The 15,346-nt window shown below is 69.4% G+C and carries 13 protein-coding genes and 4 pseudogenes; 7 read left to right on the forward strand and 10 right to left on the reverse strand.

What is annotated here, in order from left to right; translation table 11 throughout:
- Window positions 1-133 (forward strand): annotated as a pseudogene (locus IE271_RS43760) (transcriptional regulator); the annotation flags it as partial.
- A gap of 486 nt (window positions 134-619) precedes the next feature.
- Window positions 620-2,809 (forward strand): recombinase family protein, encoded by a 2,190-nt coding sequence (locus IE271_RS38400; RefSeq protein WP_190195106.1) that lies wholly within the window; start codon window positions 620-622, stop codon window positions 2,807-2,809.
- A 593-nt stretch (window positions 2,810-3,402) separates the two neighbouring features.
- On the opposite strand, the gene IE271_RS38405 is transcribed toward IE271_RS38400, so the two are convergent.
- The gene (locus IE271_RS38405) at window positions 3,403-4,209 is read right to left on the reverse strand and encodes an SDR family oxidoreductase (RefSeq protein ID WP_190195094.1); all 807 of its coding nucleotides are present in this window, start codon (window positions 4,207-4,209) and stop codon (window positions 3,403-3,405) included.
- Window positions 4,210-4,323: 114 nt separating this feature from the next.
- Here IE271_RS38405 and IE271_RS38410 point away from each other — a divergent pair, with 114 nt between their 5' ends.
- Entirely contained in the window at window positions 4,324-4,869 is a 546-nt protein-coding gene (locus IE271_RS38410; protein ID WP_190195095.1) for a TetR/AcrR family transcriptional regulator, read from the forward strand.
- A 409-nt stretch (window positions 4,870-5,278) separates the two neighbouring features.
- Here IE271_RS38410 and IE271_RS38415 read toward each other — a convergent pair whose 3' ends face one another.
- The 5 genes from IE271_RS38415 to IE271_RS38435 form a co-directional block, all read right to left on the reverse strand.
- On the reverse strand, window positions 5,279-5,617 hold the full coding sequence (locus IE271_RS38415; protein WP_190195096.1) for a DUF4387 domain-containing protein: 339 nt from the start codon (window positions 5,615-5,617) through the stop codon (window positions 5,279-5,281).
- Complete coding sequence (locus tag IE271_RS38420; protein ID WP_190195097.1) at window positions 5,610-6,995, reverse strand: acyclic terpene utilization AtuA family protein; 1,386 nt, start codon at window positions 6,993-6,995, stop codon at window positions 5,610-5,612. The genes IE271_RS38415 and IE271_RS38420 overlap by 8 nt, the downstream gene beginning before the upstream one ends.
- 44 nt (window positions 6,996-7,039) lie before the next feature.
- Window positions 7,040-8,020: an NAD(P)-dependent oxidoreductase gene (locus IE271_RS38425; protein WP_190195098.1), complete on the reverse strand. Its 981-nt coding sequence runs from the start codon at window positions 8,018-8,020 to the stop codon at window positions 7,040-7,042.
- Between the two features lie 85 nt (window positions 8,021-8,105).
- Window positions 8,106-9,377 (reverse strand): MFS transporter, encoded by a 1,272-nt coding sequence (locus IE271_RS38430; RefSeq protein ID WP_190195099.1) that lies wholly within the window; start codon window positions 9,375-9,377, stop codon window positions 8,106-8,108.
- On the reverse strand, window positions 9,374-10,459 hold the full coding sequence (locus tag IE271_RS38435; RefSeq protein WP_190195100.1) for a tartrate dehydrogenase: 1,086 nt from the start codon (window positions 10,457-10,459) through the stop codon (window positions 9,374-9,376). The genes IE271_RS38430 and IE271_RS38435 overlap by 4 nt, the downstream gene beginning before the upstream one ends.
- 136 nt (window positions 10,460-10,595) lie before the next feature.
- On the opposite strand from IE271_RS38435, the gene IE271_RS38440 reads away from it, so the two are divergent.
- The gene (locus IE271_RS38440; protein ID WP_190195101.1) at window positions 10,596-11,531 is read left to right on the forward strand and encodes a LysR family transcriptional regulator; all 936 of its coding nucleotides are present in this window, start codon (window positions 10,596-10,598) and stop codon (window positions 11,529-11,531) included.
- A 178-nt stretch (window positions 11,532-11,709) separates the two neighbouring features.
- Here the strand turns inward: IE271_RS38440 and IE271_RS38445 are convergent.
- Window positions 11,710-11,964 (reverse strand): annotated as a pseudogene (locus IE271_RS38445) (transposase family protein); the annotation flags it as partial.
- A gap of 314 nt (window positions 11,965-12,278) precedes the next feature.
- Here IE271_RS38445 and IE271_RS38450 point away from each other — a divergent pair.
- Window positions 12,279-13,088 carry a transposase family protein gene (locus IE271_RS38450; RefSeq protein ID WP_190195102.1) on the forward strand — a complete coding sequence of 270 codons (810 nt, stop codon included), beginning with the start codon at window positions 12,279-12,281 and terminating at the stop codon, window positions 13,086-13,088.
- Here IE271_RS38450 and IE271_RS42935 read toward each other — a convergent pair.
- The 3 genes and pseudogenes from IE271_RS42935 to IE271_RS44210 form a co-directional block, all read right to left on the reverse strand.
- A pseudogene (locus IE271_RS42935) lies at window positions 13,087-13,221 on the reverse strand (IS3-like element ISFsp8 family transposase); the annotation flags it as partial. The gene IE271_RS38450 and the pseudogene IE271_RS42935 sit on opposite strands and share 2 nt — an antisense overlap.
- Window positions 13,222-13,332: 111 nt before the next feature.
- A pseudogene (locus tag IE271_RS42940) lies at window positions 13,333-13,545 on the reverse strand (hypothetical protein); the annotation flags it as partial.
- A gap of 139 nt (window positions 13,546-13,684) precedes the next feature.
- On the reverse strand, window positions 13,685-13,804 hold the full coding sequence (locus IE271_RS44210; protein ID WP_190195104.1) for a transposase: 120 nt from the start codon (window positions 13,802-13,804) through the stop codon (window positions 13,685-13,687).
- A gap of 348 nt (window positions 13,805-14,152) precedes the next feature.
- Here IE271_RS44210 and IE271_RS38465 point away from each other — a divergent pair, with 348 nt between their 5' ends.
- Complete coding sequence (locus IE271_RS38465; protein ID WP_190195107.1) at window positions 14,153-14,362, forward strand: hypothetical protein; 210 nt, start codon at window positions 14,153-14,155, stop codon at window positions 14,360-14,362.
- Between the two features lie 31 nt (window positions 14,363-14,393).
- Complete coding sequence (locus IE271_RS38470) at window positions 14,394-14,927, forward strand: NUDIX hydrolase (protein ID WP_190195105.1); 534 nt, start codon at window positions 14,394-14,396, stop codon at window positions 14,925-14,927.
- Window positions 14,928-15,346 lie beyond the last annotated feature (419 nt).

The following is a 15,346-nucleotide window of genomic DNA, read 5'->3' on the forward strand; positions in this document are numbered from 1 at the left end:
CGTCGTCTACTACCCCGACAAGGACAGCGACAGCGACGAGAAACTGCAGCTCCTCGCCGCACTCTCACACACCGAATCCGACGGCACAGCACACGACAGACCGGCGGAGGCCCCACACCCGAAGGCACCCTGACGAGCACGCGCAGCCCCGGCGTCGCAACCACAACGCCCGCACCACGCCGCACCGCCGGACGCACCTCCATGGTCCTCCCGTCTGGCGGTGCGCGCCAGAACCCCGTGGACGGCCGCCTGGAACCGAACAGCGAGCTGGTCGTAGCGGGTGGCCACCGCCCGGTGCTGCTTGAGGCGGCTGATTCCGCACGCAAGGAGCAAGCCGTAATGCACACATAGACGACTCCAGGTCGGGGAATGTCCCGGTCGTAGGGGTGGACGGCTTGCTCCAGGCCGCTGTTGTCGTGCGGCAGTTGCGGGAGCGACAAGCCGGTGAGAGCGAGGGTGGTGAGTCGCGGTGTCCGATGACGTCGTCGCGGACCTCCCCAGATCCCGTGGTGGGAGACGGTTCCGGAGCTGAGCCGTCAGCTGGTGGTTCGGCTGCTGGCCGAGCTGGCGGCCCGCATGGTGCTCGCGGCCGAGTGGGACGGGGGTGAACCCCGTGACGATGACGGCGCCGGCTCCGTGGGAACGACTTGACGGCAAGATCCAGCCCTGGCATCGGGACCGTCTCGCGGTCGTCTATGTCCGCCAGTCGACACCCCAGCAGGTCATCGATCACGCGGAGTCGACCCGACTGCAGTACGGACTCACCCAGCGGGCCGTCGATCTGGGCTGGCCACCGTCCCGGGTCCTGGTGATCGACGAGGACCTCGGCCACTCGGCGTCCGGCCTGGTGGACCGGCCCGGCTTCCAGCGACTGGTCTCCGAAGTCGGCCTGGACCACGTGGGCCTGGTCCTCGGAGTGGAAATGTCCCGGCTCGCCCGCAGTGGCCGTGAATGGCATCAGCTCCTCGAGCTGTGCGCCCTGGCCGGAGCCCTCCTCGCCGACCCGGACGGCGTCTATGACCCGGCCGAACACAACGACAGGATGCTCCTCGGGCTCAAGGGCACCATCAGCGAGGCCGAACTCCATCTGATCAAGCAGCGGATGTGGAACGGCCGGATCGGCAAAGCCCGCCGTGGCGAACTGGCCATGCCCCTGCCGGTCGGCTATCTCCGACTGCCCGACGGCCAGGTCATCAAGGACCCCGACGAACAAGTCCAGGCTGTCGTCCACCTCGTCTTCGACCTCTTCGACGAACTCGCCCTGATCAACGGGGTGCTGCGGTTCCTGGTCCAAAACGGCATCCAGGTCGGCCTCCGGGCCCGTGAGGGACCGGAGAAGGGCCAGCTGGTCTGGCGCCGCCCCAGCCGAATCATGATCCAGAACATGCTCCGGCACCCTGCCTATGCCGGAATCTATGTCTATGGCCGCAGCCGCACCGACCCCCGCCGGCGCGTCCCGGGACGGCCGTTCACCGGCCGGGTCCGCACGCCCCGCGAGAACTGGCACGTCTTCTTGCCCGGCGTCCTGCCCGCCTATATCGACATGGACCGGCACGAACGCAACCTGGCCCGGATCGAGGCGAACCGCGCCCGCTCACTCAGCATGGGCGCCCTGCGCGACGGACCGGCCCTGCTGGTCGGCCTGATCCACTGCGGCCGGTGCGGCACCCGCATGACCGTGCACTACCAGCGCGGCCGCGGCGGCAAACTGTGGCCGAAGTACGAGTGCGGTCGCCTCAAGTCCGACTACGGCGGCGAGTTGTGCCAGCAACTGGCCGGGGCCTGCCTCGACCGGCATGTCACCGGCCTGCTGCTGGCCGCGATGGCACCCGCCGCCCTGGAGGTCTCCCTCGCCGCGGCCGAGCAGGCCCAGCACCGGCGCGAGGCGGTGGACCGGATCTGGCGTCAGCGTCTGGAACGGGCCGACTATGCCGTGGACCGGGCCCGGCGTCAGTACCAGCTGGCCGAGCCCGAAAACCGCCTGGTCGTGCGCGAGCTGGAACGCGGCTGGGAACACGCGCTGGCCGAACGCCAGCAGCTGGGCGAGGAATACGACCGCTTCACCGCCACCCGGCCCCGCCTCCTCACCACCGACGAACGCGAGCAGATTCGGGCCCTGGCTCAGGACCTGCCAGCCGTCTGGCAGGCGCCGACCACGACCGATGCGGACCGCAAGCAACTGATGCGGCACCTGATCGAGAAGATCACCGTGACCGTCATTGGGGACAGCGAACGCGTCACTGTCCAGATCACCTGGGCCGGCGGCCACCAAACCGATGGCGAGGTCGTCCGCCCGGTCGCCCGGCTGGACCAGCTCAGCTACTTCCCCCAGCTCGCCGCCCGTGCCCGGGAACTGTCCGAAGCAGGCCAGCCGGCCTCGGCGATCGCAATCGTCCTCAACTCCGAAAAACTTCGTCCGCCCAAGCGCGTCGAGGAGTTCAGCGCGACAGGTGTGCGCGAACTCCTGCGGCAGATCGGCTGCGGCAGCGGGCAACACCACCGACGACTTCTGGAACCTGCACTCGGCCCGCACGAATGGTGGCTCAACGATCTCGCCCGCCACACCCGGATCCCCCGGATCACGCTCTACGGCTGGATCAAGCGCGGCTGGGTCACCGGCCGCCAGCTCGACGAACCCCGACGGCCGTGGATCGTCCAGGCCAACCCCGAAGAACTCGAACGGCTCCACCGGTTGCACCAGCAGTCCCGCGGCCGCCGATCACAGCAAGCCTGGCTCGACCACCAGCAGACAGCGACGCTGCCCCACAATGAAGGAGCCCAAAGCGATGACGGCAAAACGCAGTTATGACAGCACTGCGGCTTGCTCATCGCAACCGCGTGCCGGACCTTGTAGTCCTGCCGGTCGCCCGGTCCATGGTTGTCCGGCTCGGTGACAACCCCGCCAGGTGATTCCTTCCGCCCCGCGCCGTCCCGGCGGGCACGGGCCACGTGCTGGTGAATCCGGCAGGTCGTGGAGTCGACGTCGACCTCTCACGTGATCCGTCCGGCCGCATCTGCCCTGGCCTGCAGCAGCGTCAGCGGCCGGGCTTACACGCCCTGTCACTGCCACCGCCTGAACAGTCCGTGCACGGTCTGCCAGGGCCCGTATTCACACGGCGGGTCACGCCACGGAACCCCGTCCGCACCCGCCATCGCACACTGTGCATCAGCCGCTGCCGACCCGGCGACCTGCGACTCACACTCGCCACAGGCAGCAACGATTCCAGCACCGACCATTGCTCGTCAGAAAGATCCCGGCGCCCCACACCATGATCATCACGGCGCGAGCGTGGACCGGAGCCCCGACCTGAAACATGGCCTGGAGGCCCGTGACGCAAGGGCATTACCTTCAGATGGACATGCGAACCCCGGACCCAGCGATCCTGCGGAAAGAAGGGCTCCTCAAAGAGGCAGGCCCAGGCTGCGGATCAGTAGCGCGTCCATGGTCCGGGTGGGCAGCAGACGAGCCGTGGTGACGAGTGCGCGGGAACCGACGAGGTAACGCGCCCGGGGCCGGGCCGCGGTGAGGGCGCGTTCGACAACCGCTGCTACGCGCTCTGGATCACCGGCTGCCGCCTCCGTCTTCTTGTTGGACGTCAAGAGAGCGTCCATGGCGCGGCCGTAGTGGTTCTCCGCCGCCTCGGGTGCGGCCGCTCGGTCGGCTCGGGCCGCCGCTTCGGTGCTGGCGCGGTTGCGGGACTGGAAGGTGCCCGGCTCGATGATGATCACTGGCAGGCGCCACGGCCGCAGTTCCTGGCGGAGAGCGTCGGCGATGGCTTCGACCGCCTGTTTCGAGGCGCTGTAGGCACCGTGCAGAGGAATGGTCACGCGACCGGCGGCTGAGCTCATCATCACGATCCGTCCACTGCCGGCCCGGATCGCGGGGAGGAATGCCTGCGTCACGGCCACGAGTCCCACGACATTGATCTCCAGCTGTTCCCGGAGGCGTTCAAGGGTCAGGTGCTCCATGGGCCCGGCAAAGGTGACCCCGGCATTGTTCACCAGCCCGTCGAGCCGCCCGATCCCCTTTGCGGCGGCGGCCAGTTGCGCCGTGTCGGTGACATCCAACGGCAGAGGACGGACACGGGGATGCGTCGGGGCGTCGTCAAGGTTGCGCACTCCGGCGATCACCTCGTGACCCCGTCCGGCGAGTCGCAGAGCGGTCGCCCGGCCGATACCGCTGGACGCTCCCGTCACCAGATAAATCAACGCTGTCACCTTTCTTCACCACGGGCATTCATGATCGGCTGGCCGCGGTCGCGTGGCGAACATCTGAGAAGAACCTGATCCGAGTTGCCGCAGATGCTTGTGTACGCTTGCGAGATGCGCTTGGACGCCGAAGAGAATGAAGCCCGGATCCTGTTCGCGGCACGACACGTGTTTGCTGAGGGGGGCGAACAGGCGCCGATCACCCGGGTTGCCCGACGTGCGGGAGTCTCCGTCGCAACCGTGTACAGGCGTTTCCCTACCCGTGACCTCCTCATCGCCGACGTGCACACTCGCCAGTGCGAGGAGTGCCTGGCCGTCCACGCCGAGCTTCTTCGCAGCCCGGACCCTAAGCGGGCACTGTGCGAGCTGGTACACCGATTGTGTGCGTGCCAGGTCAGCGACAAGGGCTACACGAAGACATATGTGGATGCGGTGATCGCCGGTCGAGGGCTCGACCGCGAACGCCTGGCCACCGACCGTGTCGTGGCCACGTTGCTGAGTCGGGCCCAAGCGGCGGGCACGCTCCGGCCCGACTTGACCGTCGGCGACGTCCGGCTGGTGATCGCAGGGAACCAGGGGATCATCACGGCCGCGGGCCGGGATGCCGCGGCCGCGTCCCGTCGTTACGTCACGCACATGCTGCGCTCATTCCAAGTCTGAGGGGCGCATCCCGCCGCAAGCGAATTGCGCCCTCGCACCACATGCGCGGACCCGAAGCCCGAAGCGGCCTTGGCCTGGCTGCCGTGGCGGCAGCGACCCCGGCCGAGCGGGGTGACGCCGTGAACCCGCTGGGCCCGCTCGATGCGCGCCGGGGGAGGTGTAGCCGCAATCGACGACATGCTCGGCGGGCAGCAACTGCCGCTCGGCGAGATCGTCTGAATGCGCCCAGCGCGTCCCACGTCGCAGCGCTGGACCAGCGCGGAGTCCCCAGGCGGGGCGGAGGCGGGGGTCTTGGCCCGTGGAGCGGCAACGCGCCGAAGTCGGGCCTGTGTCGAGAGAGCACCGACATGCCGGCGGGTGCGGCGCACGAAGGACTGTGCGCCGCACCCGGAGGGGTGCGGGGACGCCGTTAGCCCGCGGCGCGCTCCGGCAGCGGGAGCAGGGCCAGCGGCACGTGGTGCTGCCCCGAGTGCACGTCCCGGTCGCGCAGGGACGCCTGGCTGACCGGACGCGGGAAGGAGATCTTGACGACGTTCAGGGAGGGGATGCGGAACATCTGGACGTCCTCGGCGGGCACCCCGTAGAGCCGGGCCACGACGTGTTCGTCGAGGAACGACTCGTCGGCGGCGATGCGGTAGCCGTCCTCGTCGCGCAGGAAGACCTCCATCGTGGTCCAGAAGGGGCCGGCGTTCTTGGACCGGACCTCGTGCGCCAGGTCGCCCAGGACGGTGGGGCGGGACTCAGCCATGGTGCGGGGGCTCCTCGATCTCGGTGCGGAACATCTCGGTGGGGGTGACGGTGTCGACGACGTGGTGCAGCACGAACTCGTACGCGGGCCCGCGCTCGGTCTCGGCCGGCGAGGAGGGGAACGCCAGGCTCGGCAGGTAGTCCATGTCGGGCGTCGGCAGGTGCAGCATCAGCGGGTTGGCGATCTTCGCCACGGCGGTGGCGGTGGCCTGGTCCGGGGCGCTGACGAGGAGCATCACACCGACCTCGCGGGGCGGGCCGGACGCAGGGTCGAGGTCACCGAGGATCGCGTTGTGCCCGTACAGCCGCAGGTCGACGGCGTACTTGTCGTCGCTCAGCCCGATGGTCTGCTCCACTCGCTGCCGCAGCACGGTGTGCATGAGCTCCGCCCACTCGTCGATGTGCTCCAGGATGTGCGGATCCCGGATGGCGCTGAACGACATGGTCTCGTAGCCGGTGACGCGGGCGCCCTCGAGCTTGATCGTGTGCTGGTCGGCGACGTGGAACCGGGAACCCTCGACCCGCACCCGGCGCTCGTCCAGGGCGGTGTAGGCGGCGTCCCGCACGTCCAGGGTGCCGTCCGGCTCGCGCATCTCGTAGGGGTTGACCGTCTCGTAGAGCATGTGGGCGGCGACCAGGATCGGCGTGCAGGACACGGCCGGGTCGAGCGGCTCGATGGTGAAGCCGCCGGCGTCGACGGTGGCCAGGACACCGCCCGCCCGCGGGTCGCTGGTGCACTGCCCGCCACACTCGATGATCTTGGCGGCGTGCCAGGACGGCCCGGCTGGCATGCCCTTCATCAGCGGGTACGCGGCGGCGATGGCGGTGTCGGTGGCGCGTCCGGCGAGCACGACCTGGGCGCCGGCCTCCAGGGCGGCGACGATCGGCTCGTGCCCCATCACGCCCACGATGTGGGTGCAGCTCTCCAGCGTCTCGGGCCGAAGTTCGCCGAGCGGCGGCAGCGGGTGGACGCGTCCTTCGTCCAGGCGTTCGGCGAGCGTGCCGGCGTCCTGCTCGCTGTAGATGCGGGCCACCCTCAGGGACAGCTTCTCCTCCGCCTGGATGCCGGCGACGATCTCGGCGACCCAGTCGACACCGGCGTCCGTGCCGCTGGTGCCGCAGGAGCCGACGATCAAGGGGATGCCGGCGCTCGCCGCCGCCTTCAGCAGCACGCGCAGGTCGCGGGCGACCGCGGCGCGGGTGGTCTTGGGGCGGGAGGCGCCCAGGTAGTAGGGACCGGAGTCGGTGCTGCCCGCGTCGACGGAGATGACGTCCGCGCCGAGTGCCAGGCCGCGTTCGACCGTGGCCTCGGGGAAGCCGGCCCCGAGCATGCCGGTCGGTGCCAGGACCTTGACCTGGTCCACCCGTTCGTTGTCCATGTTCCTTCTTCCTCTCGACGGCTGGCGCGGGGCGCGGCCGGCGTTCATCCGTGGTCGCCGGCGGGCGGCTTGGGCAGGGGAGTGTTGACGGCGTGCCGGGGCTTTCCGGCGAGGGCGGCGACGATCTCGGCCGCCCCCTCGGTGCCGGCGGCGGCCCGGGCCTCGGCGGTCTGTCCCGCGAGGTGCGAGTAGACGTCGATGCCGTCGACGCCGCGCAGCGGGCTGTCGGCAGGGAGCGGCTCCTCGGTGACGACGTCGAGGGCGGCGCCGGCGATGCGCCCGGTGCGCACGGCGTCGGCGAGGGCCTGTTCGTCGACGACGGCTCCCCGGGCGGTGTTGACGAGGACCGCCGTCGGCTTCATCAGCGCGAACGCGGAGGCGTCCAGGAGCCCGCGGGTCCGCTCGGTGAGCCGGGTGTGCACCGAGATGTGGTCGGACGCCGCGAGGAGTTCGGGCAGGTCCACGAAGCGCACCGAGGGGTCGGTGCGCCCGCTCTCCGGCACGCCCGTCGTGCACAGCACGCGCATCCCGAACGCCTGCGCCAACGGCACCACGGCCCGGGCCGCGGCTCCGTAGCCGATGAGGCCGAGGGTGGAGCCGCGCAGCTCGTGGCCGTCGTGCCGGGGCCAGCCGCCGGCCGCCACCCCGGCCGCGCTGCGGACCAGCCCGCGGGCCGTCGCGAGGAGCAGGCCCATGGTGTACTCGGCCACGGCGCCCGCGTTGACGCCGGGGAGGTTGCTCACGGTGATCCCGAGCCGGGTGGCGGCGGCGACGTCGATCGCGTCGTACCCGACGCCGGTCCGGACGACGGCCCGCAGGCGCGGGGCGCGGGACAGCACCTCGGCGGTCAGCGGGTCGTGCCCGACGAGCGCGGCGTCGGCGTCCCGGAGAGCGGCCACCAGCGCCTCGGGGCCGCTCCGGCCGGCGAGCGGGGCGTGCACCGTGGTGTGGCCGTGCCCGGTGAGGTACCGGTCGACGTCGTCGTCCGGCCGTAGGTAGTCGGTGGTGATCAGGATGCGGGGCACGCGGTCCTCGTCTCTCGTGTCTCTCTTGGTCGCCCGTGCGTCGTCCTCCGGCCGCGGTCGCGGGCCCGGCGGGGCCGGGCGGCGGTCATGCGACGGTGGCGGCGGGTCTGCGCCGCTGCAGCCTGCTGATCCTGATGATGACCGCCACGGACAGGGAGGCCACCAGGGCGATGTCCAGGAGCATCAGCGGCCAGCCGTTCACGTCGACCATCGCGCCGACCAGGGCGGGGCCCAGGAAGCCGCCGCTCGCCCAGCTGACGGTGTACATCCCGGCGTAGGTGCCGAAGACCCGGGCGGATGGGGCCAGGTTCCACAGCACCACCACGGCGTTGACCAGGAAGCTGCTCGCGCCCGCCGCGCCGACGCACAGGGCCACCACGGTCCCGGTCGGGTTCTGGGCGAGCGTGCCCAGCACCATGGCCACCACGAACACGCACATGCCCGCCGTCATCACGCGCAGCCGCCCGTAGCGCTCGGCGAACAGCGCCGACGGGTAAGCGGCCAGCAGGAAGGCGACCCCGCTCGGCAGGGTCAGGCCGCCGGCCTCGCCGCGGGTGAGGTCCAGGGCCTCCATGCCGTACGGCGTGACCAGGGAGCGGGACGCCGCCCAGGCGCTGCTGAACAGCAGGATGGCGGCGAGCAGCAGCAGCCGGCTGCGGTCGGGGGACCGGAGGATGTCGAGGAAGGTGTCGCGCACGCGGGGCTCCGCGTGGTCGGCCGCGGCGGCCTCCGCGGCCTCGGCCACGGCCGCCCGGTAGGCCGGGGACCGGTTGTCGCGCACCGTCGCGGCGAGGACCGCGACCGAGAGGAGCATGAGGGCCGCGGGGACGGTGAAGGCGACGTACAGGTGGTCGTCGACGAGGAGCAGGCTGAGCAGCGCCGTGACGATGACCGTGAGGCTGGAGGCGATCTTCACCGCCGCGTTGGCCCGGCTGCGCCGCTCGGGTGCGACGAAGTCCGGGACGAGCGCCTCGGCGATCGGCTTGAAGGTGTTGGCGACCAGCGCGTACGAGAACATGACGGCGATCAGCAGCGGCAGGGACCCCGAGGCGTGCGGGATGACGACGAACAGCGCGGCGGCCACCGGCATCCCTGCCACCAGGTAGGGCATGCGCCGGCCCCAGGAGGTCCTGGTGCGGTCGGAGCGGTTGCCGATCCACGGCTGGATGAAGATGCCGAGCAGGTTGTCCATGCCCATGAGCAGTCCCACGACGGCGGCGCTGGTGAGGTGCTCGCGCAGCAGCGGTGGCAGCTGGGACTCGTAGAAGTTCCACGTCGACTCCTGCGCGAAGACCGCGAGCGCGACGAGGAATGTGATGCGCCGGGTGTGCGCGCCCTTCGCGGTCGGCGCCGTCATGGCCGTCCCTCGGCGATCCGGGTGGCGACCGCCTCTCCCAGCCCGGCGGTGGTGCCGGTGCCACCGAGGTCGGGGGTGAGGACGTCGGGCCGTTCGTCGAGCACGCTCTCCACCGCGGCCACGACGTGGGCGGCCGCCTCGTGCTCGCCGAGGTGGTCCAGCATCATCGCGCCGCTCCAGATCTGGCCGACCGGGTTGGCGATGCCGAGCCCGGCGATGTCCGGGGCCGAGCCGTGCACCGGTTCGAACAGGCTGGGGTAGGTGCGCTCGGGATTGATGTTGGCGCTGGGGGCGATGCCGATGGTGCCAGTACAGGCGGGGCCCAGGTCGGACAGGATGTCGCCGAAGAGGTTGCTGGCGACCACGACCTCGTAGCGGTCGGGCTGGAGGACGAACCGCGCGGTGAGGATGTCGATATGGTCCTTGTCAGCGGTCACCTCGGGGTACCGCTTCGCCATCAGCTCGGCCCGCTCGTCCCAGTAAGGCATGGTGACGGAGATGCCGTTGCTCTTGGTGGCCCAGGTGAGGCGCTTGCGGGGGCGCTGCTCGGCGAGTTCGAACGCGTAGCGCAGCACGCGGTCGACGCCGGTGCGGGTCATGACGGTCTCCTGGACCACCGTCTCCCGGTCGGTGCCCTCGAAGATGCGGCCGCCGATGCTGGAGTACTCGCCCTCGGTGTTCTCCCGGACGACGTAGAAGTCGATGTCCCCCGGCCGGTGGTCGCGCAGCGGGCTGCGCACGCCGCGCAGCAGCCGGACCGGACGCAGGTTGACGTACTGGTCGAAGCCGCGCCGCAGCTGCAGCAGGCTCCCCCACAGGGACACGTGGTCCGGGACGGTCTCGGGCCAGCCGACGGCGCCGAAGTAGAGCGCGTCGAAGCCGCCCAGCACGTCCTTCCAGTCGGCGGGGAGCATGGTGCCGTGCCGCAGCCAGTAGTCGGCGCTGGCGAAGTCGAACTCGGTGATGTCCAGGGCGAATCCGTGGACGTCGGCGGCTGCGCGCAGGCAGCGCAGCCCTTCAGGGACCACCTCGCGGCCGATCCCGTCCCCGGGGATCGCTGCGATGCGATGGGTGTGCGGCAAGGCTCAGCTCCTCGGAACGCGGCTCTTCCGCGGCCCGGGGCCGCGGACCTACCGGAGAGTGCGGTGGGTGTCCGCCCACCCTGGCCAGCCGCGACGGCCTCCACAAGCGGGTGGTGGGCAAGGTAGCGTTTCGCCCATGGAAAGTAACCGGCCGGCGGGCGGCCGTGCTGCGGTGAGCCGCTCCTCCCTGGACGACCTCCAGTTCTTCCGGGTGGTCGCGTCGAGCGAGACCCTCACGGCCGCGTCCCGGGAACTGGGGTGCTCCCTGCCCGTAGTCAGCAAGCGGCTCAGCGCCCTGGAGCGCCGCCTCGGGGTGCGGCTGGCCCAGCGCGGGGCACGCCGGCTGGTGCTGACCTCGGAGGGCACCCTGTACGCAGCGCGCGTGGAGACGATCCTCGGCCAGCTGCGGGAGCTGGAGGACGCCCTCACCGACCGGTCGGCGGGGCTGCACGGCACCCTGGTGGTCGAGTGCACCCTCGGGCTCGGGCGCGCCCATGTCGCCCCGCTGCTCGGCGAGTTCGCGGAGGCCCACCCGGCGCTCCACGTACGCCTGCAGACCTCCGCGCTCCCGCTGCGGCGGCGCGAGTTCGACGTCGCCATCCACGTCGGCACGCCGCCCGACTCCTCGCTGCGCATGCGCCGGCTCGCTCGGAACCGGCGCCTGCCGTGCGCCTCGCCGTCCTACCTGGCCCGGCACGGCACCCCGGCCCGGGTCGAGGACCTGGCCAGCCACGACTGCATCGTGCTGCGCGAGAACGAGAGCGACTACGCGCTCTGGCGGTTCGGCGACGCGGGCCACCCCCGGCACATCCGGGTCGACGGCAGCCTGTCGAGCAACGACGGCGACGTGGTGACCGGCTGGGCCCTGGAGGGACGCGGGGTGATCATGCGGTCCGAGTGGCACGTCAGGCCGCACCTGGAACGCGGTGAGCTGGTCCGGGTCCTGCCGCACGTCCCGACGCCGCCCGCCGACATCTACGCGCTGACCGAGGACGACGAGCACGTCCCGCGGCGGGTCAGCGAGCTCATCGACTTCCTCGCCGCCCGGCTCCCACGGCGGCTCGGCGCCTGACGCCGCGCGGACCGCACGCGCGGGCTCCCCCCGCCCACCGGGGGCACGCGGCGGCGTGTGCCGCCCTCCGGCAGTCCCACGCGGCGCGGGGCGTGCCTGCCGGGTGTTGCAGAAGGTCGGGCCCGGGCAGGCCGGAGTTGGGCTTGACCTGCTGATTCACCCGGTCAGAGTGAGGTTGTGCATGGTGGAGGCCGTCGCCTTTCTGGCGGCAGTCCCCGAGGATCTTCCAGTTCTTCATGCGGGCGAAGGTGTGCTCGACGCGGGCCCGCACGCGCCGGTGTTCGGCGTTGTCCTCTTCCTGACCGCGCAGGAGAGGCCGCCCGGCTCGTCGGCGGTGCGGGACGATCAGGCAGGTGCCCAGGTAGGCGCCGTCCGCGATCACCGTCGTCCCGGCCTCCGTGGCCGGCAGGTCCGACTCCCGCCAGACGTGGGCGGGAATGAGTAAGGGGCCTCGCGTTTTCCGGACAGTCTTCTGACTGTTCATTTCACGCGGTGATTCGCGACTCCTCGTACTCGGCATGGACTTCGCGCGGAGGGCGGTCACCCACCGCCGAGTGAGGGCGTTTGCGATTGTACCAGAATTCAATATAGCGAGTGAGGTTTTCTCAGTGAAATTATTTTCGTGAGGCGCTGCGAAGTGCTCGTGGTGGCCGGATCGGACAGCGGGACCCTGGGTGCGGGTAGACGTGAAGCCCCTGGTAGGACGGTTCTCACCACAAGATCGTCCGCTGCACCAGAGGCTTCGCGTTGGTCACCTATGTTGCCACGCTCGACGTCCCGCGCCATACCGTCGAGTTCCTTGCCCGCCTGCTGGCCGCCCACCGGCGACGGGTGCGCACTCCGCGGGGTTCACGGGCACTGGGCCCGTTCCGCCAGGCCGTGCTCGTCCTGCGCTGGTTCCGCGATCAGGCTTGCGTGCACTGCCTGGCACGCGACGCCGGAATCTCCCAGGCCACCGGCTACCGCTACCTGCACGAAGGCATCGATGTCCTGGCCGAGCAGGCCCCGGACCTGCACACTGCGCTGGACCGCTGCCGACGGGAAGGCATGACGCACGTCATCCTGGATGGCACCCTCATCGCCTCCGACCGCCTGACCGGCGTGCGTGACAACGGCAACGACCTGTGGTTCAGCCAGAAACACAAGGCGTTCGGCGGCAACGTGCAGTTCCTGTCCGCTCCGGACGGCACCCCCCTGTGGGTCTCCGACGTCGAACCCGGCTCCACCCCGGACATCACCGCCGCCCGCATCCACGCACTGCCCGCCCTGTACAAGGCAGCCGCCGACGGCCTGCCGACCCTGGCCGACAAGGGCTACATCGGTGCCGGCATCGGCATCCGCCTCCCGGTCCGCCGCCCCAAAGGCCAGTCCGAGCAAGCCCTCGATGCCGACACCCGAACGACGAACGCCCTGATCAGAGGCACCCGGGCCCTCGGCGAGCGCACCGCCGCCGAACTCAAGGAACGCTGGCGCGCACTCAAACACGTCAGTCTCAGCCCGAGCCGAATCGGCGACATCACCCGCGCCGCACTCGTCCTCAACGGAACCTGGAAGTGATCTTCACTGAGAAAACGTCAATGACCGTCGCGAGGTACAGCCAGCCTTCCCCGGTCGCGATGTAGGTGATGTCCCCGACGAGCTTTTTGCCGGGTGCGTCCGCGCTGAAGTCGCGGCCGACGAGGTCCGGCACCTGGCCGGCCGCAGCCTGTGCGAGGATGAACCTCTTCGGCCGTGGCAGGCAGGGCACCAGGCCCAGTTCGCGCATGAGGCGGCGCACCAGCTCCACGCCCGCGACCACACCCCAACGGTGCAGTTGGGCCTGGACGCGCCGGTGCCCGTAGGTGCTGTCGGACAGGTCGAAGGCTTTCTCGATGAGCAATTTCAGTTCTTCGCGCCGTTGAACTGTCGCGGATTCCGGGCGGGACCGCCAGTCGTAGTAGCCAGATCTGGAGACGCCGAGTCGGCCGCACATGAACTCGACGCTGTATGCGTACTTCTCGGTGCCGAGTCGCATCTCGTCGATGAACTCGTACTTGCTCGCTACCGGGGATCCTTCGCGAAGTACGCTGCGGCTTTTTTCAGGAAGGTGGCTTCCATCTCCAGCTCCCGGTTGCGCCGTTCGAGTTCTTTCAGACGCGCCCGCTCGCTCACCGTCAGTTCCGCACCGGGGGCCGCTCCTGCTGTTTCTGATACTTCTTCACCCAGCCGCGTAGCGTCTCCGGGTTCAATTCGAGCTCCCGGGCGACTTCGGAGACCGTCTTGCTCGACCTCAATGCGATCTGGACGGCTTCCTCATGGGAATCCGGCGATTACTTGCTAGGTGGCGCCATTTTCCCTCGTTTCCTTGTTCAAGACACCCTATTGGGTGCCTGTCCGGAAACTTCGGGGCCCCTCAGTTTTCGCGGCCCACGATCAGCAGGTCATGGTCCAGACCGAAGAAATTCTTGAGGCCCTCGAAGATTTGGCCGTTGAGGTGGCTTTATCGGTGGGTTCTGACACCGGTTGTCGGTCGGTGGTGACACCGCCTGGTGTTGGCGGAGAGTGATATCGACGAGTTTTGACACCACTTGAGGGGCTTGCGGCGGAACGCTGGAGGTGCTTTGCGTGGTGAGGGGGAGCCGGTGCCACCTACCTCCAAGGTCGATCTGTACGCGGCGATACGCCGTGATGTCCGGGCGGGCATGTCGAACCGGGCCTTGCAGCGAAAGTACGGGGTGGGCTTGCGGACGGTGAAGGCGGCCGCGGAGTCCGTCTGGCCGGAGCCGCGCAAGAAGATGCCGCCAGCTGATCTCACTGCGGCCGATCAAGGCAACAAGTTCAATTCCCGTTGATGCAGTCAGCCGGTTGCGGCAGCATGCTCCGATGCCAGGATCCCGGATCGAGCCGCTTGCCGTCGACGGCAACGGCAACGTTTTGATCGCGTTCAGCCGCGACGCAGAAGACGCCCCGCCCGATGACGCCCCCCTACCCCTGTCACTCGTGGCACTTTGGCACCACGACTCAGTTCTGCTGGTCTTCGACAGGCGTCGACATGAATGGGAGCTGCCCGGAGGAATCATCGAACCGGCTGAGAGCCCACGCCAAACCGCTTCACGCGAGCTGCTGGAAGAGACCGGGCAGGAGGCTGACGCCCCCCTATGGTTCGCCGGCTACGCGAAGTTCACGCTTCAACCTGATCGACGGGTGGAGTACGGAGCACTGTTCATCGGCAACGTCGCACGCCCGAAACCCTTCCGGGACAACGAGGAGGTATCGGCTTTCCGCTGGTGGGACCCCAGAGGCCCACTGCCTGAAGGCACAGACTCTCTCGACCTCCACCTTGCCCGTCTGGTGATGCCTTCGCGACACCGAGAGGGGCAGGGCAATCCGGCTGGGAAATTCAAAGACACGCACTGAACGGTGTCAGTTCTCATCGACATTCTCGAGCCTTGTGATCACCAAGTGCTGCCCAAACCCGGTGATAAACGGTGTCGCCTGTCAGCTACGAAGCCATTGAGGTGCACGCGGATGCAGTCGTGAGGCGGCTGCAGCAATCTGCATCCACGATGACGGTCGGCAGCGACCGGAGTCTGGCGCTGGCGAGTCTGTGGAAAGTCACGCATCGCCGGTTGGACTACTACCACGGCATCGCCACGAACCAGGCCAAACGATCTTTTTTTCAGCGCACAGGTTGCTATGGGAGTCGGGTTCCTCCTGCTGGTTGCGTTCGTCTTGGTAGCACTGAGCTGTTTCAGAGTGGCCACTGATGGGGTGACGGCGGTGGAGGCGCAACGCACGAGGCACCCGTGCCGTTGAGGGAGGTGTTCGAAGTCTCA

Source organism: Streptomyces minutiscleroticus (assembly GCF_014650875.1).
Lineage (GTDB): Bacteria > Actinomycetota > Actinomycetes > Streptomycetales > Streptomycetaceae > Streptomyces > Streptomyces minutiscleroticus.